The sequence below is a fragment of the Pedobacter sp. L105 genome, assembly GCF_009765875.1.
Lineage (GTDB): Bacteria > Bacteroidota > Bacteroidia > Sphingobacteriales > Sphingobacteriaceae > Pedobacter.
The window spans coordinates 128935-151824 of record NZ_LMUP01000007.1; the positions used below are offsets into that span (position 1 = coordinate 128935).

The following is a 22890-nucleotide window of genomic DNA, read 5'->3' on the forward strand; positions in this document are numbered from 1 at the left end:
GAATTTAGAAGATCAGGTGATTTTAAAGATAAACGGTGATGAGGTCATGTATTTGCCTCCCTGTGAAGTGGTAAACAGATAAGTGGCTTTATCTTTTTGAAAAAGCAATTGGGGCCTTTCAAAACGGCCATACTTTTTCAAATAGGAAGGCGGCGGGGGCTGATTGATGCCATAATGTTTCGCATCAAAATAAGCGATCTGCGGCTCTTTCCATTTCAATCCCTTATCAGATTCCATGATCAGGCCATCTTCTTCGTTAAACACGCCCATATCCCTTGCAATGATCTTAAATTCACCTTTCTCCCTCCACACAAATGCATCTTCAAACTGTTTGTTTCCTCCTTTGGAGGAAAAATCAATGACCGGATTACCGGAATACTTTTGATAAGGCCCTTCCAGCCGGTCTGCTATGGCCAGCCCATACTTCCTGTTTCCGCGGATCACAGGATCTTTAGAATTTTCATATTCGCTGGTGTTCCACGACTTATAATATAACCAGTACTGCCCATTAGGATGTTTAATAAAAGCCGGATTAGTGGTACAGTGGTCATCCCACGCCCCGGCCGGACCAGCTTCGAGCAAAGGCTGGTCTGGTCTTATCCAGGGGCCATCTAAGGAATCGGCAAATGCCAATCCTATTCTCTTAGTATTGGTTTTCCCATTGGAATTACCCATAAAAAAGAGGCAGAACTTACCGTCTACTTTTTTAATCAGCGGGTTATGACAAGTTGTAGCATCCCAGAAACCAGGTCCGCGAGGTGCCAGAATAACTTCTTTGAACTTAAATTCCGATTCCGGAGAATCTGCTATGGCATGGGCTATTTCAGAACCATTGATCCATCCGCCCATCTTTTTACTGGCTACCCACCTGGAAAAAAACAGGTGGATCTTTCCGTCTTCTGCTTCTATCGGGCTGTTACACCACACATAATAGCCTTCCATTTCCAAGGCCCTGCCTACCGGTTTAAGGTGTTTGGAAAATTCAGAAACAGGATTGTGTTCTCCTGCTGCAAAAGTAAGATCGGGCAACATGCTGCCTAGCGACAGCATCCCTATACCGGAAATAAAATGTCTTCGTTTCATCGTGTATGAATTAGTTCAAACTACTTTAAAAGATATTGTGCTAAAGGACATTGTGGTGCAGAACGTATGCCTTCTGCCACAGCAGCCGCATTGATCTTTGCACCTTCTAAATTGGTATGGGTATGATCACCCGGAAAATAAGCTTTCACCACCTCCTGACCTGATCGATCATATTGATCTGCGATCAGGTTATTGAGGTCTACAAAATAAGCCCCCTCCGTTTTTGCGGTTTCTTTAGCCGATGCCGCATATTCTCCCTCATTCCGTGTCACCTTGCCATCCTTCCAGTTATCCCGGGGAATCAATGAACATACCAATGGGATACCACCCTTTTCCTTAGTTTCTTTGATGAACTTGCGCAGGTACCAGCCATAGGTATACACTACTTCTTTCTTTTTGGTGATCGGGTTATAGATCTCCTTACTTTCGGTCCCCACCCCTCTAATCGTTCCTCTTGCACGGGCGGTATCATCCAGCTGACCGCCATCGTTATGGCCAAACTGCATGATCACAAAATCGCCGGGTTTAATCCTTACGCGCACACTATCCCAAAGTCCTTTGGTTAAGAAGGTTCTGGAACTGGTGCCGCCCAGGGCATGGTTTTCAATTTTAATTTTATCGGTGTTAAAATACCCGGAAAGCAGGTCGCCCCAGCCCCACATGTTTTTATCCCCGTTTCCTTTACCGTTTTTTACGGTAGAATCTCCTATCACAAACAAGGTGGGCTTATCTTTCAGCAAGGTAAATGCGGTGGTTAAACCTAAAATAGCGGCTAGCGCTAAGCCGAGATACTTTTTCTGTGTAAACATCTGTCTAATTTTTTACGGTAATGATATTTGGTTTTGGTTCTTTTTTCATGCCTTTACCTAAGTAAAAGCCGGTATGCGGAGGCTGATTGTAACCTACATTCTGCCAGGCAATACTTAAACGGTATTGCGGATCATGCATCAGCGTGTACAACCTGTGTTTTGAAGGAATGGTGGTGGTATAAATCCTGAGCTGCTGATTATCAGCGGTGCGGTAGATCACTTCCTCGCGCCAGTCGCCAAAAATATCGGCCGTTAATGCCGGGTTAGCTTTAGTGCCGTTGTTGGACAGGCAACCGGTAGCAGTGAGCAATCTCCCTCCCTGGTATTTATCGATATGGTTATCATCCAGCAGCTCTCTAGACAGATCGGCATCCCACCAGATCACAAAATTGGTGGAAGCGGGACTTTCGCCTACCCTGTTTCCTTTCATATCGAATAAACCTTTGGAACCTGAGTACCAGAACTGTGCACCAGTCAATGACGTATCGATATTATCTGCTACACCACGGCCTACATCTATTCCTTCAGACCCCTGCCATAGTATTTTTCCGGTTTTCGCTTCATATACCGCAGCTCCCGGTCCTTTATAGCCATTTAAGATTTCGTGAATACCAAAAACTTCGAGGCCAGGCCTGTCCGGATCAAGATCGCCCACATGCAGGGCATCTCCATGACGCAATCCTGTGGTATATAAACCCTTGCCATTGTCGTCAATGCACATCGACCCAAATATGATCTCATCTTTTCCATCCCCATCTACATCGGCCACCGACAGGTTATGGTATCCCATTCCTGAATAAGGGCTTGCTGCATCCTTTGAATCGAACACCCAGCGGGAACTCAGTTTTCCATTTTTCCAGTCCCAGGCCGCCAATACGGTACGCCCATAATATCCGCGGCACATCACTATGCTGGGATGTTTGCCATCGAGATAAGCAATACAGGCCGTAAAACGATCTACACGGTTTCCATTGGTATCATTGCCGCCGTTACCGCCTACACCACCCCAGCCGCCTATATTACCTCTTGCGGGAATATAATCTATAGTAGACATCGCTGCACCGGTCCTGCCATTAAAAATAGTAAAGTATTCCGGCCCATCCAATATTTTACCATCTGCATTTCTCCAGTCTTTTTTTGCATCACCGATTACTTTTCCTTTACCGTCGGTACTGCCATCGGCGGTTTTGCAGGCAAACTCAGCTATGCCGTCGCCATCCAGGTCGTACACCATAAACTGGGTATAGTGTGCGCCATCGCGGATATTGATGCCCAGGTTAATTTCCCATAATAAAGTTCCATCCATTTTATAGGCCTGAAAAATGGCCGGGTCAGTAATTCCTTTTTGTGAATTATCATGCGTGCGACCAGTTTGGTGCAGTATCACTTCATATTCGCCATCCCCATCCAGATCGCCTACAGAAACATCATTGGGCGTATAACCTGCCGGAGTTTTTAGCGCAATAGTGAGGTATTGCTGTACCGCAGGATTTGCAGGAAGGATAAAAGCCCTGCTTTCTTCCTGTTCTTTGCCGTTTAGCACAGGTTTTACAGTATAAGCATTTACCAGATCAGGATCTACTTTGGCATCTACAAAATCGGTAGTTGCCGTGATCGGCTTTTTATTTAGTTTTACCGCCGCATTACGGCCGGTTTTACGATAAAGGTTAAAAGCAATTCCATCAGGATCTGTGCCGAGCAAACGCCAGCCCACATAAACGGAATCGCTGCCTTTATAAACAGCTACCACACCACGTCCCAGGTTTTCCATCTGTCGCTGTGCTTTGCCCGCCAGGCTAAAGAACAGCAGCAAGATCATAAAAATGGGTTTGGCCATTTTCAGGAATAAATAGCGGTTAAAGGGTGATGAAGCTTTCATAATTACATTTTAATATCCATAGCTGTACCGTCTTTTACCACCAGTTTAGTGCTATCATTGGCCACAATCTTCACATTATTGAACTTCCATCCCTCTGCATGATCAATTGTACCTGAAGTAGCTGCTGTAACATCCACATTGGTCAGGTTAAAATTCCTGACTTTAGACTGCGGAAAGCCATTTACATTGATGGCAGTTTTAGCCCCGGTGATATGAACATTGGAAACAAAGACATCTTTAAAAGTTGGAATCCCCCTTTCGGCAGGTTCCACTTTAGTGAGTAGTTTCTTCCAGTGTGGCGGCAGCGTTTCTTCTTTATACCCCTCAGGCAGTTTAGAGTAACTATAGGCCGGGTTCCAGTTCATATTTACTTCCAGGAAAGTACCGATATTGGTCATGGTAATATTTTCAAAATAGATATCCTCTACTGTTCCACCTCTTGTAGCGGCCGATTTAATGTTAAGTGCATTTTTTGTGTCATTGCCCCTAAGGTCGGTTGCCAGCACATGACGGATGCTGCCCGAGGTTTCACTGCCAAAGGTCACCAGTCCTGATCCCCTGCGGGCGATACATTTCCTGATCACTACATACTCTGTAGGGCGGTTTACCCGCAGGCCATCCCAGTCCCTTCCTGCTTTTAAACAGAAATTATCATCATTGCAGTCGATATCGCAATTCTGGATCAGCACCCAGGAGGAGGAATCGATATCCACCCCATCCGTACTTGGCCCGTGGCCGCCTATATTATTCTGAATGAGTAAACCATCCACTGTAACATGATCTGAATAGAGCACCTGCACTGTCCAGAAACCTGCCTGCTGCAGGGTTAAACCTTTTATCGTTACATCAGAAGATCTGGAAACCAATACTGTTCTTGGTCTTTTGGCATCATAATCTACAATCCAGCGTAAGCCTTTAGGATCATAGGTTTTGCGCAGGTTCCAGTACATATCCCAAAACACCTTACCCTGAGCATTCACCAGCCCGTTACCTGTAACAGAAACATTCTTACGGTCTAGCACATTGATCAGTGCTGCCGGCCATTTCATTTCAATTCCCGCAATACGGGTATCAATTTCCGGATAATCAGCTATATTCTGGCTGCCCCTTAGTTCTACTCCGGTATTGATTTGCAGATGAACCCCATCTTTTAAAAAGATGGAACCTGTTAAATAGGTTCCTGCATCGAAACTCACTATACCGCCCCCTGCCGCCGCACAGGCATCGATTGCTTGCTGAATAGCTTTGGTATCCAGTGTTTTCCCATCATGCACAGCGCCATAGGAATTTACCTTATAAACCTTAGTCTTTATGGGGGCTTTCCTGGCGCCCACCTTGTTCACCCATTCTGCCCGCGTTTGTGCATAACCCGAATGGCCGGTTACACCAACTAAGACCAACACGCTTAATATAAATTTTCGGGAGAGCTGATTAAAAAATTGGTTCATCATCGTTTTCATTGTTGAATTAAAGTTATTGCCATCAGTCCTGTTACCACATCGTTTGCCAGTGTAATCAGGTGGAGGCTTTTCAAAGTTTTAGTATAATCCAGGGGCAGGTCCAATACTGTAGCCGCACCCCCATCTATCGTTTGCTGATCGGGTTTAAGTCCGCCAGGTTTTCCATTGCTAAAGATCCCGGTTTTCAAATGAACCCTGGGCGGCCTGGGTGTTTTTAAATTAAAGGCAAAACCATCAGTATAATAATCTTCCTGAATGGGCCACCACGTTTCCGGGTTACGCAAAATAAGTGTGGTGGAGGAGCCATCGGTATAAGTCACCACAATTTTACCATTATCAAACTGGCTTTGCATCGGGTTGGTAGACCCGGCCATTAAAAAATAGGCATGACCTGCTTTACCAGACAAAGGGATCTCCTGATGATCAGGATAATTGTCCCATAGGGAGGTGAAGACAATATTTTTTGTTCCTGGCGTACCAGGTGTCAAAAACCTGATGCCCTGCGGCGTTAAAATTTCATTGCCTGTACCTGCCAGTTTCCGTAATCCGGTATCATCAATAACCGGCGCCGCCTTTGTGTTGGTCCAGTCGCCAATGCCCTGCCAGGGAATCTGTAAGGTAGCTGTTGCAGGCCTGGGCGTTAAATATTTGGTATTGAATATATCTGTTACCCTGGCGTTAAAAACAGAAGACAGGTCTACAGTTTGCTGTTTAAGCTGCTTTAAATCAATATCCCAGTTATTCAATTCTAAAGTATCGGTCTTACCATTTACTGCTGTAAATAACACAGCATTGGTTCCCGCCAGCAGGGCTGCTCCTTCCAGTATAAACGACCTGCTCAAAGCTTTTGGCTGCAGGACAACTGTTGCTTCCTCTCTGCCCAAACGGATAGTCCCGGTAATTTGCCGATTACTATTATTGAACATTTTGAAAACCAGTTTGTTTGCTTCCTGCCCGGCTTCAGGTAAAACAGATATGGCTTTTTTAAGCTCAAAACAAAGGGGGTACCAACAGGTCAGCTCTCCCTGTCTCAGTTGTACAAATGCCGTGCGGTTGCCCGTTTTACCGCTTAACCGGGCTTTAAACCGACCGGCTTTAAATTGAATAGCGCTAAATACCTGCTGCGGATCGTTTACCTTTAATACTGAGGCCTGTCCAAAATTTACCTGCAGCAGATCTCCAACAGCATACGTAGGCGACAGAACAGGTTTTTCAAAGAATTTTCCTTTCCAGACCACCTTCACATCATATACTTTAGCAGCAGGGGCATTGATTTCAATCATAGGTTCTCCAATCACCTTGTCTTTATTTTTCCAGTCCGTTTTCTTTCCGTTTATTTCCACGCTACTCACTGCAGTCCCCCTGGCTTTGATTTCCAATTTTAAGGCTAAGGGCGTGGCAAAGGAAAGCTTGAAACGATAATGATCTGTAGTTCCGTTCCGGTTAAACTGTTCATCCAGATCAGGAATATGGATGGCCGCATGGTTCCATGCTGCGGGAAATCCAGGTTTGATCACCAGGGTATGCGCTAAAGCATCCGGCAGGATACCGAACAGACCACTGACCAATGCCCTTGAACTTATTCCAACAGGATCAGCGAAATCGCGGTAAGCTTCGCCCCTGGCGGCGTCATAATAAGAGATCTGTACAAAATTGCCGGGGCTTCCGCCTAAATACATATCGGCCAATATTTCGCTTTTGAACAGGGTAAAAGCTTCTTCATTTCTTCCGGCTTCCCAATTGGCCAGGGCAGTATGCATCACTTCGGCCATCGCTACATTATTGGTAGACCAGGTATAAGGCATCCAGTTACTTGTAGATAAAGTATAAAATTTACCAGCAGGCAGCCCGGCTGAGGATATTGGAAGATGAGGAATCTCCTGATCTATATAACGTAAACTCTGATAAGCCTGGAAGGGATCTGGAAGATCTGAGTCTATAATGTGGTAAATAGTCCATAAAGCTGCTGCCGGGTGGTTATTTTTGAGGCCCTTTACATCTTTGTATTCTGCATACACCCCTTTTCCAGGCATCCATAATTGATGGTTTACTGCATTTAATATTTTTGCGGCTTCCTTTTGATAGGGTATCGGATCTTCATTGATCAATGGGGCAATACGGGCGGCCATTACATTTGCCCGGTAGTTATAAGCTGTAGAATGGGTTACTGCGCCACCGCCGTAATATAGGGCATCACTGGCCCATATAGCGGCATAGGCATCATATAACCCATCGTTATCGGGGTCAAAATTCCTTTTCTCCCAGGCCAGATGCCGCTGTATAACCGGCCACATCTTTTTCACAAAATCCAGGTCGCCCGTCCAGTTAAAGTGCCAGAGCAATTCATCAATATACACCAGGTTCATATCATAATGATGCGGACGAATAGATTTACCTTCAGGATCACGACTGATATAACCTGAACTAAACAATGATGTTCCCATTTTCTCCTGCTGACGGGATAGTTGAAAAGCCGTATCTGCAATGACAGGCCCCGCTAAAGGTTCCCTTACCTGCGATTTTGCATAGGCTTCGAAATGGGTCTTTGCGCGGTCGTGCCAACCCAGGGGATCGGCAGTGTAGGCACCGCGCCAGCCATTGAGCCTTATCCTCCAGCCTATAGCACCGTGCAGATAAGATGGGCTTTCCCAAATCGCATCTGATGCGATACTCAACGCTGCACCTATGGTATTGAGGTAAGGATCGGGGGTATCGAGCTTTACCCGTCCGGTTATTTGTTCCCTAAACTTTTCTGCATTTATAAACGCTTCTGCGGCTTCAGATTTTTCCCCGGCACCTTTAATCAGGATATACAGGCTTTCGTTATTTTTCAACGCTGCAGCCCCTGTAACAACGGGAGCCTTAGCAACTTTACTTTGATAAAATTCAATGGGGCTGGCTAGTTTAGAAGCATCAGAAAGTTTAACTTCCGATGGGAATACGCCTTCAAGAACCGTTCCTTTACCATAAGTTAAATTAAAAGTATGGTTAGTTAGCTGGTAGTTGTTATTTAAACAATTCTCTGGTTTAAGGTAAAAACTAGATTCAGGATCGGGCCCCATATCACCGGAACGGGAGAACTTTTCGCCGCTGGCCCCGCCAAAAGCATATACTAATTTTACCCCTTGCGCCTTACCTTCCAGCCAGGTCTTCACGATTATTCCTTCGGCATCTGCCAGCGCCATAACAATTACATGCAACTTTCCGCTACCCAATAAAGGATCTGTAATTTCATAACTCATCCTGCCTGGCGTATACCTTGCTGTAATTTGTTTTGCAGCGATCAGCCATTTGCTTTCAGCGCCATTGGGGCCAATCAATCCAAATTTGAGGTTTCCGCCCATGCCAGGCATGTAGAGGGCGAACTCGGGCAGGTCTCCTGCTTCTACCCTGAACGCCGTATTTGTACCATAAAGTGCACGGTTAAACCTCCGGTTTCCATTGGTGATCACAAAATCATCCCCTTCAGGATGATAACGTAATTCATGCTGCTGTCCATGCCATAAGCCCTGCTTTAAGCGCATAGCAGGATTTAGCCCCTGTGCGCTTAAAGCATAAGCATAGAGCAGCATTCCGGCAAAAAGCCGGCACCATAAACCTGTGGGTTTAACCTGCATCATTTAATAACCAGCGTTTTGTGTATATAAACCTGGTTTCACATCCAGCTGGCTTTGAGGAACGGGGTAAATCACATAGTTTGTTTTGAATGGCTGGATCAGCTTTTTAACATCATCTACAGCAACCCAAGCGGGCATTACTGTGGTCACCAATCCGCTTCTTACCAGGTCATGCCAGCGTGTGCCTTCAGCAGCAAACTCTTTCCTTCGTTCTTCCATCAGTTGCGGAAGGGTTACACCAACCTGGTTCCCTGCTAATCCTGCACGGATACGGATGGTATTGACCACATTGTCTACATCTGTACTTTGCGACCCCGCAGCGCCATGTAATACACATTCTGCTTTGAGCAGTAATATATCGGTATAACGTGATACAATAAAATTAATCGGCCAGTCGGTCCTGTTTGCAGGAACCTTACTGATATCTACATACTTCTTAAAAAATGATTGTGTTTCTACCACACCACCTGCGGCAGTATAACCCGGCTGGATGGTAAAAGCTTTACGCACATCTCCTGTTTCATAAGAGCTAAGCAGGTTATTGGAAACCGGCCTGATCTCCAGGCCTCCCTGAACGGGCTTGCCAATGGATTGGAAATAGGCATCAGGAACCAACACCCATGGATAAGTTGCGCCCAATACAGGAACCGAACCGGATGAATACTCCACATCAAAAACTACCTCGCTATTGTTCTCATTGGTATAAGAGAATATGTTGGCATAAGCCGTTGTAGCCGTACCGGTATTGGTGATCAGGCTGTACTGGCCGCTGCTAATGATATCATTGAGCTGTGCTTCTGCCAAACTCCATTCATTTAAAGCTAAACCAGGGCCTTCAACTCCATAAGTTGGGCCAGAGCGGGTCATATAAACGAGGGCCAGCAGGGATTTTGCCGAATATTTGTTTGCCCTTCCCTTATCTACTGCTGCATAGGCCGAGGCCTGCGGCAGGTTAGCGATAGCAAATTGCAGATCGGAAATGATCAGGGCATACACATCGGCAACGGCACTTCTTGGAATCGTTAAAGCATCTGCGGTCAATATGGGATGGTCAATGAGTGGTACCTTTCCAAACCATCTTACCAAATCAAAATAATACATCGCACGCAGAAACTTTGCTTCTGCCTGGTACCTGTTCCTTAGCGTAACATCAGGAACAACAGTTCCGTTTTTTGTCAGCTGATCAAGTATGGTATTGGCCCTTGAAATCCCGTTAAAATTGGTAGACCAGGCTTCTTCCAGATAAGGGTTTGAAGCCAGGGTACTGAAAAAATCATTGATCCCTTCCCAGTCGCGCACCCCACCCTGCGAAACAGCGTATAAATTATCCGACCGGGTTTCTGACAAGTTTAACTGGCGATCGGGATAGTTATGCAAGCTGTTGTAAACCGCATTGGTAGCCTGTAAAAAATCGTTTGGTGTAGTGAAATAAGTATCGGTAGTATTGTTTGAAATGGGTTGCAGGGCAAGGTCTTTTTTACAGGAAGACACCAATAAAGTACCTGCTAAGCATATATATAAGAATTGTTTCATGATTGCTGGATTAGAATGTAAAGTTTAGACCAAGGATGATTGACTTTGGCAAAGGCAGCCCGCCATAATCACCTGTTTCGGGGAAGCTGGTGTTACCGCTCAGGTTAGTATTACTGGCTTCAGGGTTAAGGCCACCGGTATAACTGTCATGTTCAAAGAAGTTCTCTGCGGTAATATAAATCCTGGCACCCCTGATGCTTTTTGTTTTAAACTGTTTTCCCAGATCATAACCGAGGGTAATATCACGAATACTGATATAATTAGAAGAATACAACCAGTTGGTATTGGGAATGGCACCAAACAAAGAATAAGCTTTTCCATCTTTTCCATTTCCGGGGCTGTCTGCAGAGCGCCACCTGTCCCTCACTTCTCCCAGTGCATTATCCGGCACCCCCTGCCCTGTTCTGTCCAGCGCACGGTCTAACAGCGAATAAATAGATCCACCGGCCTGTCCCTGTATTAAAAAGGTAAGATCAAAACCTTTGTAACGGAAAGTATTAGTGATGCCATAGGTATAGGTAGGATTTGGATGTCCCAGGATCTGACGGTCATTGGCATTGATTACACCATCCCCATTTGCATCCTGATATTTGGGATCGCCCACGGTTTCGTTGCCAAACAAGGGAACTTTATTGGCGATATCTTTAGCGGAAAGAATACCGATCTGTTTTACCAGGTAATAACTGTTTAAGGGTTGGCCTACCTGTAAAATGGCATGTGAAATATCAAAGCTGGAAGGGATCAGTATCTGCGACTGCCCCGGGCCTAAAGAAGTTACTTTGTTGGTATTGTGACTTACATTGATAGACGTATTCCATGATAGCGTACCCGTTAGGTTACGCGTATTTAATTCCAGTTCCAGCCCTTTATTGCTTACGCTTCCCACATTGCTAAGTTGTGTGGCAAAACCTGTTGATTCCGGAATAGGCACATTGAGCAACAGGTTGGAGTTGGTTTTATTGTAATAATCTGCCGAGGCCGTGATACGGTTCTGGAACAAACCGATATCCAGACCAAAGTCGGTAGTTTTAGATTTTTCCCATTTCAGGTTAGGGTTGGCCGCTCCGATCAGCGCCTGACCATAAGCAGGCACCCCGTTTAAACTGTAGTTACTGCCACCCAATAAAGCACGGCTGCTGTAATCACCGATGTTATAATTTCCTGATTCCCCGTAGCTGACCCTCGCTTTCAGGTCACTGATCTGCGGGATGGCCTTCATGAATTTTTCTTCTGTAATTTTCCATCCTACCGAAGCTGAGGGAAACCATCCGAATTGATTATCAGCACCAAAACGTGAAGATCCGTCCCTTCTCATACTGGCCGATAATAAATACTTATTGTCGTAGCTATACTGCACCCTGCCAAAATAAGAAAGTAATACATCAGCAGTTTCTGACGTGCCACCGGTAATCCCAGAGGCACTGCCTAAAGTAGTTACCCCACTTACGCCAAACCCTCCAACCGAACCGAGGTTTGCCGATTCCAGTTTATCAGAGTTATAAGATTGCCCCAGTAAGAAGGAGAAGTTATTTACCTTGTTGATCACCTTGGTATAGGAAAGTGTATTTTCATTCACAAAAGTCCGTTTAGAGTATTCAGAGAAAGAGCCTGATGTACCTACATTGGGCGAATTCTGCCTGGTAGTGATAGAACCGGTAACGCCATAAGGTGAATAGCCTTTTGCAGTGGTATTGGTATTGTCTAAATTGGCAGTACTCCTAAAAGTTAAACCGTCAATAATTTTGTATTCCCCAAACACTGTTCCCAGGGTACGGAAGATCTTGGTCTCACCAATGTTATTTTGCAGTTTGGCAATCGGGTCGTTAGTAGTCACTGACCAGATATATTGCGAGTTGTTAAATACGTTTACTGTTCCCGGATTATTCTGCTGTATGGGCGACATACCCAGCAGCTGGTGCAGGATATTGTCTTTACCTTCTACTCCAGGATCTTCCGTTACCGAATAAGTAGGCGCCAGATTGATACCAAACTTTAGCTTATCATTCACTTTTACTTCTACATTGGCCCTGGCAGAATAAGCAGTATAACCTAAACCAATCACCATTCCCTGCTGGTTGGCATAATTACCGGATACATAATAATTTACATTGTCCGTTGCACCGCTGGCATTTACCTGATAGTTTTGGGTGATGCCTTTTCTGAAGGCTTCATCCTGCCAGTCTACCACTTTTAACCCGCCATAACCTGGCTGTGTCCATCGGTCATCCAGCATATAACTCACATTGTATTGACCAGCACCCAGCCCTAAGATAGCGCGACGCTGATCGGTAGTCTGACTGGCTGTCCTTCCGGGACCTGAGGCCACCCATTGTGCATTGATCATTTCCGTGGCCCTGTCAATCCAGTCGGCACCACTTAGCATATCCAGTTTCTTACTTGCTTCCAGCACGCCCGAATAGGTATTTACATTGATCGTTGGTTTACCGCTTTTTCCTCTTTTGGTAGTGATCAGTACCACACCATTGGCGGCCCGCGAACCATATATAGCTGCTGCAGAAGCATCTTTTAATACTTCTATTGATTCAATATCATTAGGATTGATGTTATCCAGCGGGTTTCCTGTAGAAAAGTTACCCGAACCGTTCGGCGTAGCCGAAGCCAGGGGGAACCCATCGAGTACATAAAGGGGTTCATTACCGGCAGAAATTGAGCCCGAGCCCCTTACCTGTATACTGAAAGCTTTTCCCGGAACACCGGTAGTTTGTTTTACAGTAACACCGGCCATCTGGCCAACTAAAGCCTGATCTACCCTTGCGATAGACCGTTCTTCTAATTTATCGGCCTTAAAGGTAGCCAGTGAACCGGTTACATCACTTTTCTTTTGCGTTCCGTAACCCACCACCACTACCTCTTCCAGGTCGTTTTTTGTTTCAGAAAGTTTAATATTTAATAAGCCGGCCTTGCTTACTACAACTTCCTGGCTAGTGTAACTCATATACTGAAAAACAAGCGTGGCGCCAATGGAGGTTTTGATATTAAAAATACCATTGGCATCGGTAGCGGCACCTTTTGTTGTACCTTTTACGGTGACAGATACAGCAGGAATGGCGAGTCCTTTTTCATCAGTTACTTTTCCTGTAACCGTTACGTTCTCCTGTGCGAAAACAGCAGAAAAACTAAACAAACACATCACCAGGAGGAGGGAGAATCTTTTGCCGCAGAAAGATGGCAATAGTTGATTTTTACACATAGAAAACAGATTTGATATTTGGTGTGATAAAACTAATTTTAATGTTTATCACTCGCAACCTGTAGTATCCTGCTCTCTATCTGTTCAAAAAAAAATGCCATCCCCTGTTTGGAGGATGGCATTCTTAACTATGAATGTTCTTTATTATAAACCTACAACTTTGTAACTCACTTTGTTATTAGGACCGCTAAACTGTTCGTAATAAACACCGTCTTCAGTCACATATAATTGCTGGCCTTTAACATTGATCTCATGGGTACCATCAGGTAACTCATCAACCACATCGCCTATTTTCTGACCGCTGCCTGCGTTAACTTCACCGTTTTCGGTATTGATCACGCCGTTTTTACCTGCAATGACATAAACAGTTTTACCTTCTGCATTTTGAGTTTCCTGGTAATACACTCCTTTATATTCATAATAGTTCTGTCCGTTGATGGTAACGTCTGCTGCATCATCAGGGATGCTTGGAACTTCACCACCTACCGGAGGTACAACTACTTTATATTTATTGTCTTCAGATTGTTGGTAATACAAACCACCTGAATAATAATATTCATCATCACCATAGTAGAAAGGATAGTAACCGTATGGCAATACGCCAATACTGAATCCCAGGTAAGGTGCGTAGAAGTTATAATATCCATAATATGGTCTTCCGAATCCATATCCATAACCACCATGGCCTCTAAAACCGCCACCATAACCACGGCCACCGTAACCACGTCCGCCAAAGCCACCTCTACCTACTCCTCCTCTAAATCCTGCACCGCCTCTAACGCCTACATTACCTCTTACGCCAACACTTCCGCGCGCCTGGAAATTTCCACGTGGGCCACCAGAAGAAACTCTTCCTCCGCCACCACCACCAAAACCTCGTCCGCCGCCACCGCCGCCGCTAAAGTGACCACCGCCACCTCCACCGCCGGAATGACCACCGCCTCCGCCACCACCACGACCTTGTGCAACAACACTTCCTCCGCTTACTATTGTGGCAACCACTATAGAAGCAGCTATAATTACCGATTTAAATTTTAGAGTTTTCATAATTAAATTATTCAATTTGTGTGAGTATGACTATTAACGTTGTAAAAGGATTATTCGTGCAATACAATATAATTTAAAGGTGACATAAATATGATAATCACGTTTTAATGTGGTTTTAATGCACTTTTCATTCCTCTTTTCTCAAATAGTATAGTACCAAATCCGTGCCGGAAAATACTAATCGCACCGTCTAGCTGTTTCCTGACGATGCGATTACTATTGAATGCCATTTTTTATTAAATTTCCCGCCTATGGCTTGGCAGGTACAGACTTACCGGCGCTTACACTGTCTGTGCCCCTGTCGTTCCTAAAAGAATGCGTGCTGTCGGCAGCACCTACGCGGGTGGTATCCTTTACAGCGCTATCCGCTGCAGCAGTAGAATCTACGTGATCCGTTGATTTTTTATTGCCACTACATGCCCCAAATGCCAGTCCGGCTAAAATAAGGGCAACAAAAGTTCTATTATTTTTCATAAGAATATATTTGTTTTTATTGGTTATGAAGCTTGCATAAGATTATTCATTACTTTTTGTAAGAAGTAACCTTATGCAGGTTTCATTATTCATACGGTTTTATACTATTTCAACAAAAAACACCTGCTTATAGTTTTGTGGATCAGAAAAAACCTCTGCTATTCAGCGCTGTCTTATATAAAATATATGTTATACTGACGCTTTTTAAGCTTCTCCCGAACGTAAACAGAAAAAGAATTGTATTTTCGAATTGTTATTTCATCAACTCAACCTAAAATGAACCTTTTTAACAGGCCGGCCCTTTTAATTATCTCTTCTCTTTTTTTTTCTGCTTTTTCTAATGCCCAAACCACAGCGCCCAAACCTTACGGTGCTCTTCCAACTGCAAGACAGTTAAAGTGGCAGGAAACAGAAATGTACTGTATCATTCATTTTACCCCTACTACCTTTCAGAATAAAGAGTGGGGTTATGGCGACGCAGATCCTTCTATCTTTAACCCCACAAAATTCAGCGCCCTGCAAATTGTTAGCGCCGCTAAAGCAGGAGGGTTTAAAGGTATTGTCTATGTAGCCAAACACCATGATGGCTTTGCTTTATGGCCTACTAAAACCACTACCTATAATATCAGCAAAAGTCCATGGAAAAATGGCAAGGGAGATATGGTGCGCGAATTTCAGCAGGCCGCAAAACAGGAAGGCATGAAATTCGGAATTTACTGTTCTCCATGGGACAGGCATAACCCTCATTATGGAACGCCTGCCTACCTGGTAGATTACCGTAACCAGATCACAGAACTTTACAGCAATTATGGCGACCTGTTTATGAGCTGGCATGATGGCGCTAACGGCGGAGATGGTTATTATGGCGGAACCAATGAAAAAAGAAAGGTTGACCAGTCTACGTATTACGACTGGATGAATACCTGGGCCATCACCAGGAAGTTACAGCCTAATGCCAGCATTTTTAGTGATATTGGGCTGGATGTACGCTGGGTAGGCAATGAAAAAGGCTTAGCTCCGGAAACTAGCTGGTCTACCATTACCTTCAATGAAAAAAACGGAAAACCTGCGATGCCAGGATTTATGGATGATTCCAACCTTGGCAGCGGTACCAGAAACGGTAAACAATGGATACCTTTTGAAGGTGATGTAGCGCTCAGACCGGGATGGTTCTATCATCCTGAACAAGATGAACAGCTAAAGTCTGTTGAAGACTTATTTAATATCTATGTACATACCGTAGGACGGGGCGGCGCCCTTGACCTTGGCCTGTCGCCCACTAAAGAAGGCATACTTTTTCCTGATGATGTAGAAAGACTGGCTGAGTTTGGCAATTTTCTGAAACAGGTATTTGCCTATAATTTAGCCAAAGATGCCACCATCACCCTGTCTAACGTTCGTGGCAAAAGCCAAAAAGCATTTGGCGCAGCTAAGTTAACAGATGCCAGCCGTTACAGTTATTGGGCAACAGATGATAAAGTACATCAGGCCACAGCAGAGCTAACCTTTAAAAAACCGGTTCGCTTTACTATTATACAGCTTCGTGAAAATATTAAGTTAGGGGAGCGTATAGACAGCGTCAATGTTGATGTTTTCAAAAAAGGCCAATGGATTAACCTGGCAAAAGCAACCAGTATTGGTGCCAACAGGATCATTCGTCTGGAAAATTCAGAATCAGCGGCTAAGGTCCGCATTCATGTGTATGCACCGGTAGCTATCGCTTTAAGTGAAATAGGCTTGTACATGGAGCCTAAAATTAAAACGGAGTCTGCTAAGAAAGATAAAAACAGTTATAAAAGCTCAGGATGGAAAGTATTGAACCCTGCTGCGGAGATCACTAATCCTGCCTATGCATTAGATGACAATGAGGCTACTGCTGCCCAGCTGATGAGCGGTAATGCTATTGATATTGATTTTGGGAAAGTGCTGACCTTTGCTGCAGTGGGTTATCTTCCCGCACAGGACGGGTCGTCTGCAGGGGCTATTGAAAAGTATGAGGTGCTTAGCAGTAATGATGGCGTAAAATGGGATAAAATTGCCGAAGGCGAGTTTTCAAATATTAAGGCTAACCCTATTCTACAGCGTATTGGCTTAACGCAGCCGGTTACCGCAAGATACCTGAGATTGTTATCCAAACAAGCTGTTGCCGGAAAAGATGGCCAGCCGCAGGTTCGTATAGCAGAACTTAGTGTTTACAAAAAATAAACCCGCAGCTCTTTTACAGCAAGTCTGATTTTAGATTTTACTGTTCCCAGAGGGATTTGCAATTCATCAGATACTTCGGCCTGTGTGTACCCATGAAAGTACACCAGGTCCAGTATTTGTTTTTGAGAGGCTGTAAGTACGTGCATCAAATCTTTCACCCCAATAGAGTCTGTTTTGTCGGGCACATAGTGGTAATGATCTACCTGTGAGTAAACACTATCAATATCTTCATTACGGGTACTTTTGGCAAAGGTTTTTCCTCTTTTATAGTCTATAGCCGAATTACGGGCCAGCCTGGCCATCCAGGTAAACAATTTTCCTTTTTCCGGGTCATATAGATGAATGGATTTCCATATCTTAACAAATGAATCCTGCAAAATATCTTCTGCTATTTCCCTGGCGGGTACTACTCTCATGATAATACCCAGCATAGAGGCTGAATGTAACGTATATAATCTTCTGAACGACAAACTTTTACGCTCTTTAAGATCCGCAAGAAATTTGCGCTCGAAGCAATTTGAACAAGTAAGATCATCACAATATGTGGTCATTGGTTGAACCGTATCAAAAGTGGCTATCATCATAATATTAAATTATTAATTAATTTAATGTATCCAAAAATACTGCGTTTCATGTTAATTACAAGGGCGAATTGCCGTTCATTTTATTCATTTTTCAATGAAGATAAATGGTCAAATAATGGAGCTTTTATACATTTCTTCGTGCTGAAACAGCAGTAATTAGTAGCTTATTAAAAAGGTTAGATCAATGAGGAGATAGATGAAAATATTAGAGCTTATATCAAATGCAAATGAGCGTGCTGCTAAAATGGCTAAACTGATATCTAATTATATCTATTTAGCCAGTATATATTTTACCTAATTAATTGCCTTTATTTAAAATTGAAAATTCAAATACTCGTTTTGTGATACATCCTTTTTTTTATAGGACTTCATAAATATCCAGCAATGAATATGATCACCTTTATCAGGGGCAGGTATATTCACAGTAACCGTCAAGTCTTCACGCCTGGCTGCATAAGGGAAACTAAACGATTCATTTTTTGTGGAATTGTAAATAAAAATAAAAACGTTATCCTCTATCCATGAACTTCCAGGATGAAAAGAAACTTTCATCCAGTCTAATTTCAGCTGAGAAGCTATAATGGTTGCCTGCTTATTGTGTCTATCTTCAATAATTTCCATTAATAGGTCTCTTTGCGGCTTATCAAGGTTTTGAAGGCCAAAGTCATCCAGTATAAGTAAGTTCTGTTTCTCTATTCGTGAGATTTCTTTATACAAAGAGTTATCAGCATTGGCTCCATGTAATCTTGTAAAGAGTTTGGCCATATTAAAGTAAGCTACCTTATATCCTATGGCACAGGCGTGATGACCAAGAGCCGAGGCGATAAAGCTTTTACAGACAAATAGAATGAAGCTTTCTACAAAATGAACTAATTTAATTAGAATCTAGTAAAATATATTTCATCTCAGGTATTCTTAAATGCTAAACTAGCATAGTTCTAAGCAGATTTTATAAAAATCATTATTCCCATTTTCACAGACAAAAAAAGACCTGTACCAAATTGATGATACAGGCCTTTTATAAAATTGGAATCTCCTAGTTATTCCCAAACAACTGAATCTGATAACTGAAATTTGTCGGTTTTGCATAAACTAAATAAGGCTCTAACGGTTTTGGTCCGCAGCCCCATGATCCTACTCCTAATGTTTTATGGCTAATACACAGCACAGTTCCTTTACTTTTTGGCAGATCTATCTTATACTCTACATTTTCCATTTCTTCGTCACTATAAGGAAGCGCAGCAACCTGCAATAAAGAATCAACCTTTTTAATCTTTATCCCTACTCCTTTTTGTGTCACTAAATTTGCCCATCTTACATCTTCATGATTACCGCATTCCATCGGTTTTTCATAAGGGGTGAGTTCTTTATTGACTGTATTGTAATAATGCCCTACATCAAAGCCGCTTTTACGGTCGGCATAATTTTCCATCGGACCACGGCCCAGATAATCAAACTGAGATAAATCTTTATTCAGGAGCAAACGCACGCCAATTCTAGCTAAGATTAAGGTTGGGTCAGTAAACTTGACATCATTATCCACATTGATCAGCCCGTTACTATTGATGGTATATACTACATTATGATGAACAGTAAAATTCTGTTTGCCTGTTCCGGTTAAACTGACTTTGATTTCTACGATTTTCGGAGATACTTGTCTGCTCTTCACCTCATCAGTTACCCATTGAATGGTTTTCAGACCCTTTTTCTCCCAATTTTCATCAGCCCACATATCATCTTTTCTATGCGGGGCACGCCACAAATGCAGCATAGGGCCACCAGCATCGCGAAGGATATTCTGACCATCCTTTTCTATCTTAGAGAATGTACCTTTTTCCTTATCAAATTCAATAAAGAAATCAGGCCCTTTGATTTTGACTTCATTTTTAGCATCTGTTAAAGTTAAACCACCTGGATTTGCAGGCTCCAAAGGAGCAGGTAAACCTTGTGGCAATTCAAACTGCTGTTCAGCAATCTCGTATCCTTTCTTTGCCCAGATCTGATCAGCAGAAAGATCAAAAGAAATCCTTAGAAAATAGGCTGCCCCAGGTTTTGGCTGAATTGTGTAAGGGATTGTTATATCTTCTTCTTTTCCCGGATCAATGGATAACGCAGCCAGATCACCTGTGGATATCACTGTACCATCTTCTGTTAATTCCCATTTACCCGGGAAAGCATTGAGGTTAGTAAACTGGTACCTGTTTTTAATGGTAAATACTTTATGTTCAAGATCCTTTGCCCGGATACTGATCCATTGGTAAGCATGTTTCAGCTCTGGATAATGGGGTTTCAACGACCGGTCTGAAAAGACCACCCCTTTGTGAATAAAATACTGATCATTAGGATACTCGCCAAAACCACCACCAAAAGCAGTAATATGATGGTTAGGGTCACGATCATTATAAATTCCCTGATCCTGCCATTCCCAGATAGCACCACCCAGTAACTGAGGATATTTATCAAAGAGGTCGTTATAGATATCTACCGATCCCATAGAATTGAACATAGCATGTGCATATTCGCACAAATAGAACGGTTTGGTCAATGCAGGATCATTGGCATTTTTCTCTACATCCTGCACACTGGTATACATCTCACTGTCCAGATCAGCAGGATTACCTTTGCCAATGCCAAAGCCCTGGTAATGTGTTGGACGGGTTGGATCGATAGCTTTAATAGTGCTCAAAGCTGTTCTAAAATTAGACCGCCACTGCCGCATTCGTTACCCAAAGACCAGATGATCACTGAGGGATGGTTTTTGAAATTCTGTACGTTGGCTACATTCCTGTCAATGATGGCCGCTTTGATCCGGGGATCTTCATTGAACTCATCCCATGCACCATGACTTTCTACATTGGCTTCAGCAACCAGATAGATGCCATATTCATCACATAACTCATACCATCTTGGATCGTCAGAATAGTGACAGGTACGAACATGGTTACAATTGGCTTGTTTGATCAGGACGATATCTTTGATCATCTGCTCTTCGGTAATGGCATGACCATCATCCGGCCAGTTTTCATGCCGGTTAACCCCTTTCAGTTTCACCGCTACCCCATTAATGGTAAATAACCTGCCCTTGATTTCAATATGGCGGAAACCAGTTTTGGACGATAAGGTCTCTATTGTTTTGCTCCCTTCTGCCAGTTGGATGACCGTAGTATATAAATTTGGCGTTTCAGCCGTCCATTTTTGCGGATGATTAACTTTAAACCTAACCTCTACATTGACTTCCTGACCCGGTTTTAAAGACGGGATGGCTTTGCTACCCTTCGCGCCGGATACCAGGGTTTCACCGTTATACAAAGAAACTTCAAGGTTGCGGGCTTTGACCGTAGCAGTACCATAATTTTTAACTTTGGTACTCACTACTACATCTGCATTTTGAAACTGTTTATTTAGATTAGTTTTTACAAAATAATCCCTGATATGCTGCTGAGGGCTGCTCCATAATGTTACATTACGAAAAATGCCACTCAAACGCCACATGTCCTGATCTTCGAGATAACTTCCGGTGGTAAAACGATAGACTTCTACAGCCAGTGTATTTTTTCCTGGTTTTAAATATTTGGTGAGATCAAATTCTGCGGCATTACGGCTGTTTACACTATAACCCACTTTACGTCCGTTTACCCAGATAAAGAAACCGGCATCTACCCCATCAAAAGTGATAAATACACGGCGTCCTTTCCATTCGGCAGGTACGGTAAAATCACGGCGGTAACTGCCAACAGGATTTCTTTCCTTAAAAGCGGTATACTTTTCTGGCGGGGCACTCATTACCCTTGGGAAGTCTTTCTTAAAAATGTAGGTATAATTGCTGTAATACGGCGTACCATAACCCTGAAGCTGCCAATTAGAAGGCACGGGTATCGTTTTCCAGCCGGAAACGTCGTAATCGGTTTTATAAAAATTCACAGGACGCTTTTGCGGCCAGTCTACCCAGTTAAACTTCCACAGCCCATTTAAACTTTTGCTATAAGATGATTGATGCCGGTTGGCTACCAGGGCTTCCTTTAAAGAGGCATAAGGCATTAAAGTAGCGTGACTGGCTTCTTTATGGATACCAATATTTTGAGGATCTTCAATTTCTTTTGGAACAGATGCCGTATCACGTTTGGACAACCGGCTGCCAGCTGGCAATTGTGCACTGGCATCACTGTAGTGAAGCAAAACAAAAACAAGGATCAATAAAATTTTCGGGATCAATTCTTTAAATAAGGGTCTGCTCATAGTTTAGGGATAACGGAATAAATTTATAGAATAAGAATTATAAACTTAAGCATTTGTGCTGTAAAACTCAGATGTCTTCTACTAATACCAGTGTAGGACAGTGTAAACCTATTTTAGTAAAATAACTAGCCTATTGTAAACTCTATTCAATAATTAAATTTATCATTGTAAACCACAGGCAGTGAAAACAAATTTCATTGTAACCATATTAGTAATTTACTTTCTCAATGCAAACTTATGTCAGTATAGGACAATTCGACTTTAGTTTGATATTAAAGCGGGATCTAAAGGCAGATCACATAAGGTTGACATACCCGCTACCTATGTCAACCCTATGTTACCCCCCTTTGACACCTATGTCAAAGGTATGTTAACCTGCCACTTGACACGAACGGTCCTATACTAAGACTAGTTTTTTGTCCTATACTTGTTTAACAGCAGCTCAGTTATAGACTAATGTATCAATTTGATTTTTTAAATTCCTGATTATAACCTTTAAGATTGCTCTTTAGCGATTGACGGGCAACATGAATCCTGGTTTGGCAATGCCATAGGTATTTGCAGCATATCAGTACTCTCATGGTTTACCGTGTTGTTTTACCATCTTCTATAACTATTGATCATAGTATTCCTCATGATTGTTTACAACAAGCCTTTCAAATTTGTTCCTTTCCCTATTTCAATGACAAAGAACCTAACAAATAGGATTTTGGTCAGCAGACCGTAAAAATCAAAATTCAAGAAACCACCTG

General features: G+C 43.2%; 14 protein-coding genes. 1 reads left to right on the plus strand and 13 read right to left on the minus strand.

Going from position 1 to position 22890, the window contains the following annotated elements:
* Positions 1–12 precede the first annotated feature (12 nt).
* The 9 genes from GSQ84_RS14270 to GSQ84_RS14310 form a co-directional block, all read right to left on the minus strand.
* Complete coding sequence (locus tag GSQ84_RS14270) at positions 13–1083, minus strand: glycoside hydrolase family protein (protein WP_158797954.1); 1071 nt, start codon at positions 1081–1083, stop codon at positions 13–15.
* Between the two features lie 20 nt (positions 1084–1103).
* On the minus strand, positions 1104–1892 hold the full coding sequence (locus tag GSQ84_RS14275; RefSeq protein ID WP_158797955.1) for a rhamnogalacturonan acetylesterase: 789 nt from the start codon (positions 1890–1892) through the stop codon (positions 1104–1106).
* Positions 1893–1896: 4 nt separating this feature from the next.
* Positions 1897–3771 (minus strand): rhamnogalacturonan lyase, encoded by a 1875-nt coding sequence (locus GSQ84_RS14280; RefSeq protein WP_216848930.1) that lies wholly within the window; start codon positions 3769–3771, stop codon positions 1897–1899.
* A 2-nt stretch (positions 3772–3773) separates the two neighbouring features.
* Complete coding sequence (locus tag GSQ84_RS14285) at positions 3774–5222, minus strand: glycoside hydrolase family 28 protein (RefSeq protein ID WP_254070869.1); 1449 nt, start codon at positions 5220–5222, stop codon at positions 3774–3776.
* Positions 5223–5227: 5 nt separating this feature from the next.
* Positions 5228–8851 carry a DUF4450 domain-containing protein gene (locus GSQ84_RS14290; RefSeq protein WP_158797956.1) on the minus strand — a complete coding sequence of 1208 codons (3624 nt, stop codon included), beginning with the start codon at positions 8849–8851 and terminating at the stop codon, positions 5228–5230.
* Positions 8852–10381, minus strand: coding sequence for a RagB/SusD family nutrient uptake outer membrane protein (locus tag GSQ84_RS14295; RefSeq protein WP_158797957.1), 1530 nt, complete (start codon positions 10379–10381; stop codon positions 8852–8854).
* A gap of 10 nt (positions 10382–10391) precedes the next feature.
* Positions 10392–13592: a TonB-dependent receptor gene (locus GSQ84_RS14300; RefSeq protein WP_174238662.1), complete on the minus strand. Its 3201-nt coding sequence runs from the start codon at positions 13590–13592 to the stop codon at positions 10392–10394.
* Between the two features lie 144 nt (positions 13593–13736).
* The gene (locus tag GSQ84_RS27815; RefSeq protein ID WP_174238663.1) at positions 13737–14639 is read right to left on the minus strand and encodes a DUF6515 family protein; all 903 of its coding nucleotides are present in this window, start codon (positions 14637–14639) and stop codon (positions 13737–13739) included.
* A 249-nt stretch (positions 14640–14888) separates the two neighbouring features.
* Complete coding sequence (locus GSQ84_RS14310; protein ID WP_158797958.1) at positions 14889–15113, minus strand: hypothetical protein; 225 nt, start codon at positions 15111–15113, stop codon at positions 14889–14891.
* A gap of 276 nt (positions 15114–15389) precedes the next feature.
* Here GSQ84_RS14310 and GSQ84_RS14315 point away from each other — a divergent pair, with 276 nt between their 5' ends.
* Positions 15390–17318: an alpha-L-fucosidase gene (locus GSQ84_RS14315; RefSeq protein WP_158797959.1), complete on the plus strand. Its 1929-nt coding sequence runs from the start codon at positions 15390–15392 to the stop codon at positions 17316–17318.
* On the opposite strand, the gene GSQ84_RS14320 is transcribed toward GSQ84_RS14315, so the two are convergent.
* The 4 genes from GSQ84_RS14320 to GSQ84_RS27900 all read right to left on the minus strand — a co-directional run bounded on the left by GSQ84_RS14320 (position 17306) and on the right by GSQ84_RS27900 (position 22138).
* Positions 17306–17902, minus strand: coding sequence for a sigma-70 family RNA polymerase sigma factor (locus GSQ84_RS14320; protein WP_216848931.1), 597 nt, complete (start codon positions 17900–17902; stop codon positions 17306–17308). The genes GSQ84_RS14315 and GSQ84_RS14320 overlap by 13 nt on opposite strands.
* Positions 17903–18214: 312 nt before the next feature.
* Positions 18215–18787 (minus strand): DUF6266 family protein, encoded by a 573-nt coding sequence (locus tag GSQ84_RS14325; RefSeq protein WP_158798163.1) that lies wholly within the window; start codon positions 18785–18787, stop codon positions 18215–18217.
* Positions 18788–18938: 151 nt separating this feature from the next.
* The gene (locus tag GSQ84_RS27895) at positions 18939–20588 is read right to left on the minus strand and encodes a glycoside hydrolase family 2 TIM barrel-domain containing protein (RefSeq protein ID WP_216848932.1); all 1650 of its coding nucleotides are present in this window, start codon (positions 20586–20588) and stop codon (positions 18939–18941) included.
* Positions 20585–22138: a glycoside hydrolase family 2 protein gene (locus GSQ84_RS27900; RefSeq protein ID WP_216848933.1), complete on the minus strand. Its 1554-nt coding sequence runs from the start codon at positions 22136–22138 to the stop codon at positions 20585–20587. The genes GSQ84_RS27895 and GSQ84_RS27900 overlap by 4 nt, the downstream gene beginning before the upstream one ends.
* Between the last annotated feature and the right edge of the window lie 752 nt (positions 22139–22890).

Bases quoted from the DNA above. Each gene is read 5' to 3' on its own strand.
- GSQ84_RS14270 (WP_158797954.1), bottom strand. From the start codon at position 1,083: ATGAAACGAAGACATTTTATTTCCGGTATAGGGATGCTGTCGCTAGGC.
- GSQ84_RS14275 (WP_158797955.1), bottom strand. From the start codon at position 1,892: ATGTTTACACAGAAAAAGTATCTCGGCTTAGCGCTAGCCGCTATTTTA.
- GSQ84_RS14280 (WP_216848930.1), bottom strand. From the start codon at position 3,771: ATGAAAGCTTCATCACCCTTTAACCGCTATTTATTCCTGAAAATGGCC.
- GSQ84_RS14285 (WP_254070869.1), bottom strand. From the start codon at position 5,222: ATGATGAACCAATTTTTTAATCAGCTCTCCCGAAAATTTATATTAAGC.
- GSQ84_RS14290 (WP_158797956.1), bottom strand. From the start codon at position 8,851: ATGATGCAGGTTAAACCCACAGGTTTATGGTGCCGGCTTTTTGCCGGA.
- GSQ84_RS14295 (WP_158797957.1), bottom strand. From the start codon at position 10,381: ATGAAACAATTCTTATATATATGCTTAGCAGGTACTTTATTGGTGTCT.
- GSQ84_RS14300 (WP_174238662.1), bottom strand. From the start codon at position 13,592: ATGTGTAAAAATCAACTATTGCCATCTTTCTGCGGCAAAAGATTCTCC.
- GSQ84_RS27815 (WP_174238663.1), bottom strand. From the start codon at position 14,639: ATGAAAACTCTAAAATTTAAATCGGTAATTATAGCTGCTTCTATAGTG.
- GSQ84_RS14310 (WP_158797958.1), bottom strand. From the start codon at position 15,113: ATGAAAAATAATAGAACTTTTGTTGCCCTTATTTTAGCCGGACTGGCA.
- GSQ84_RS14315 (WP_158797959.1), top strand. From the start codon at position 15,390: ATGAACCTTTTTAACAGGCCGGCCCTTTTAATTATCTCTTCTCTTTTT.
- GSQ84_RS14320 (WP_216848931.1), bottom strand. From the start codon at position 17,902: ATGATGATAGCCACTTTTGATACGGTTCAACCAATGACCACATATTGT.
- GSQ84_RS27900 (WP_216848933.1), bottom strand. From the start codon at position 22,138: ATGAGCAGACCCTTATTTAAAGAATTGATCCCGAAAATTTTATTGATC.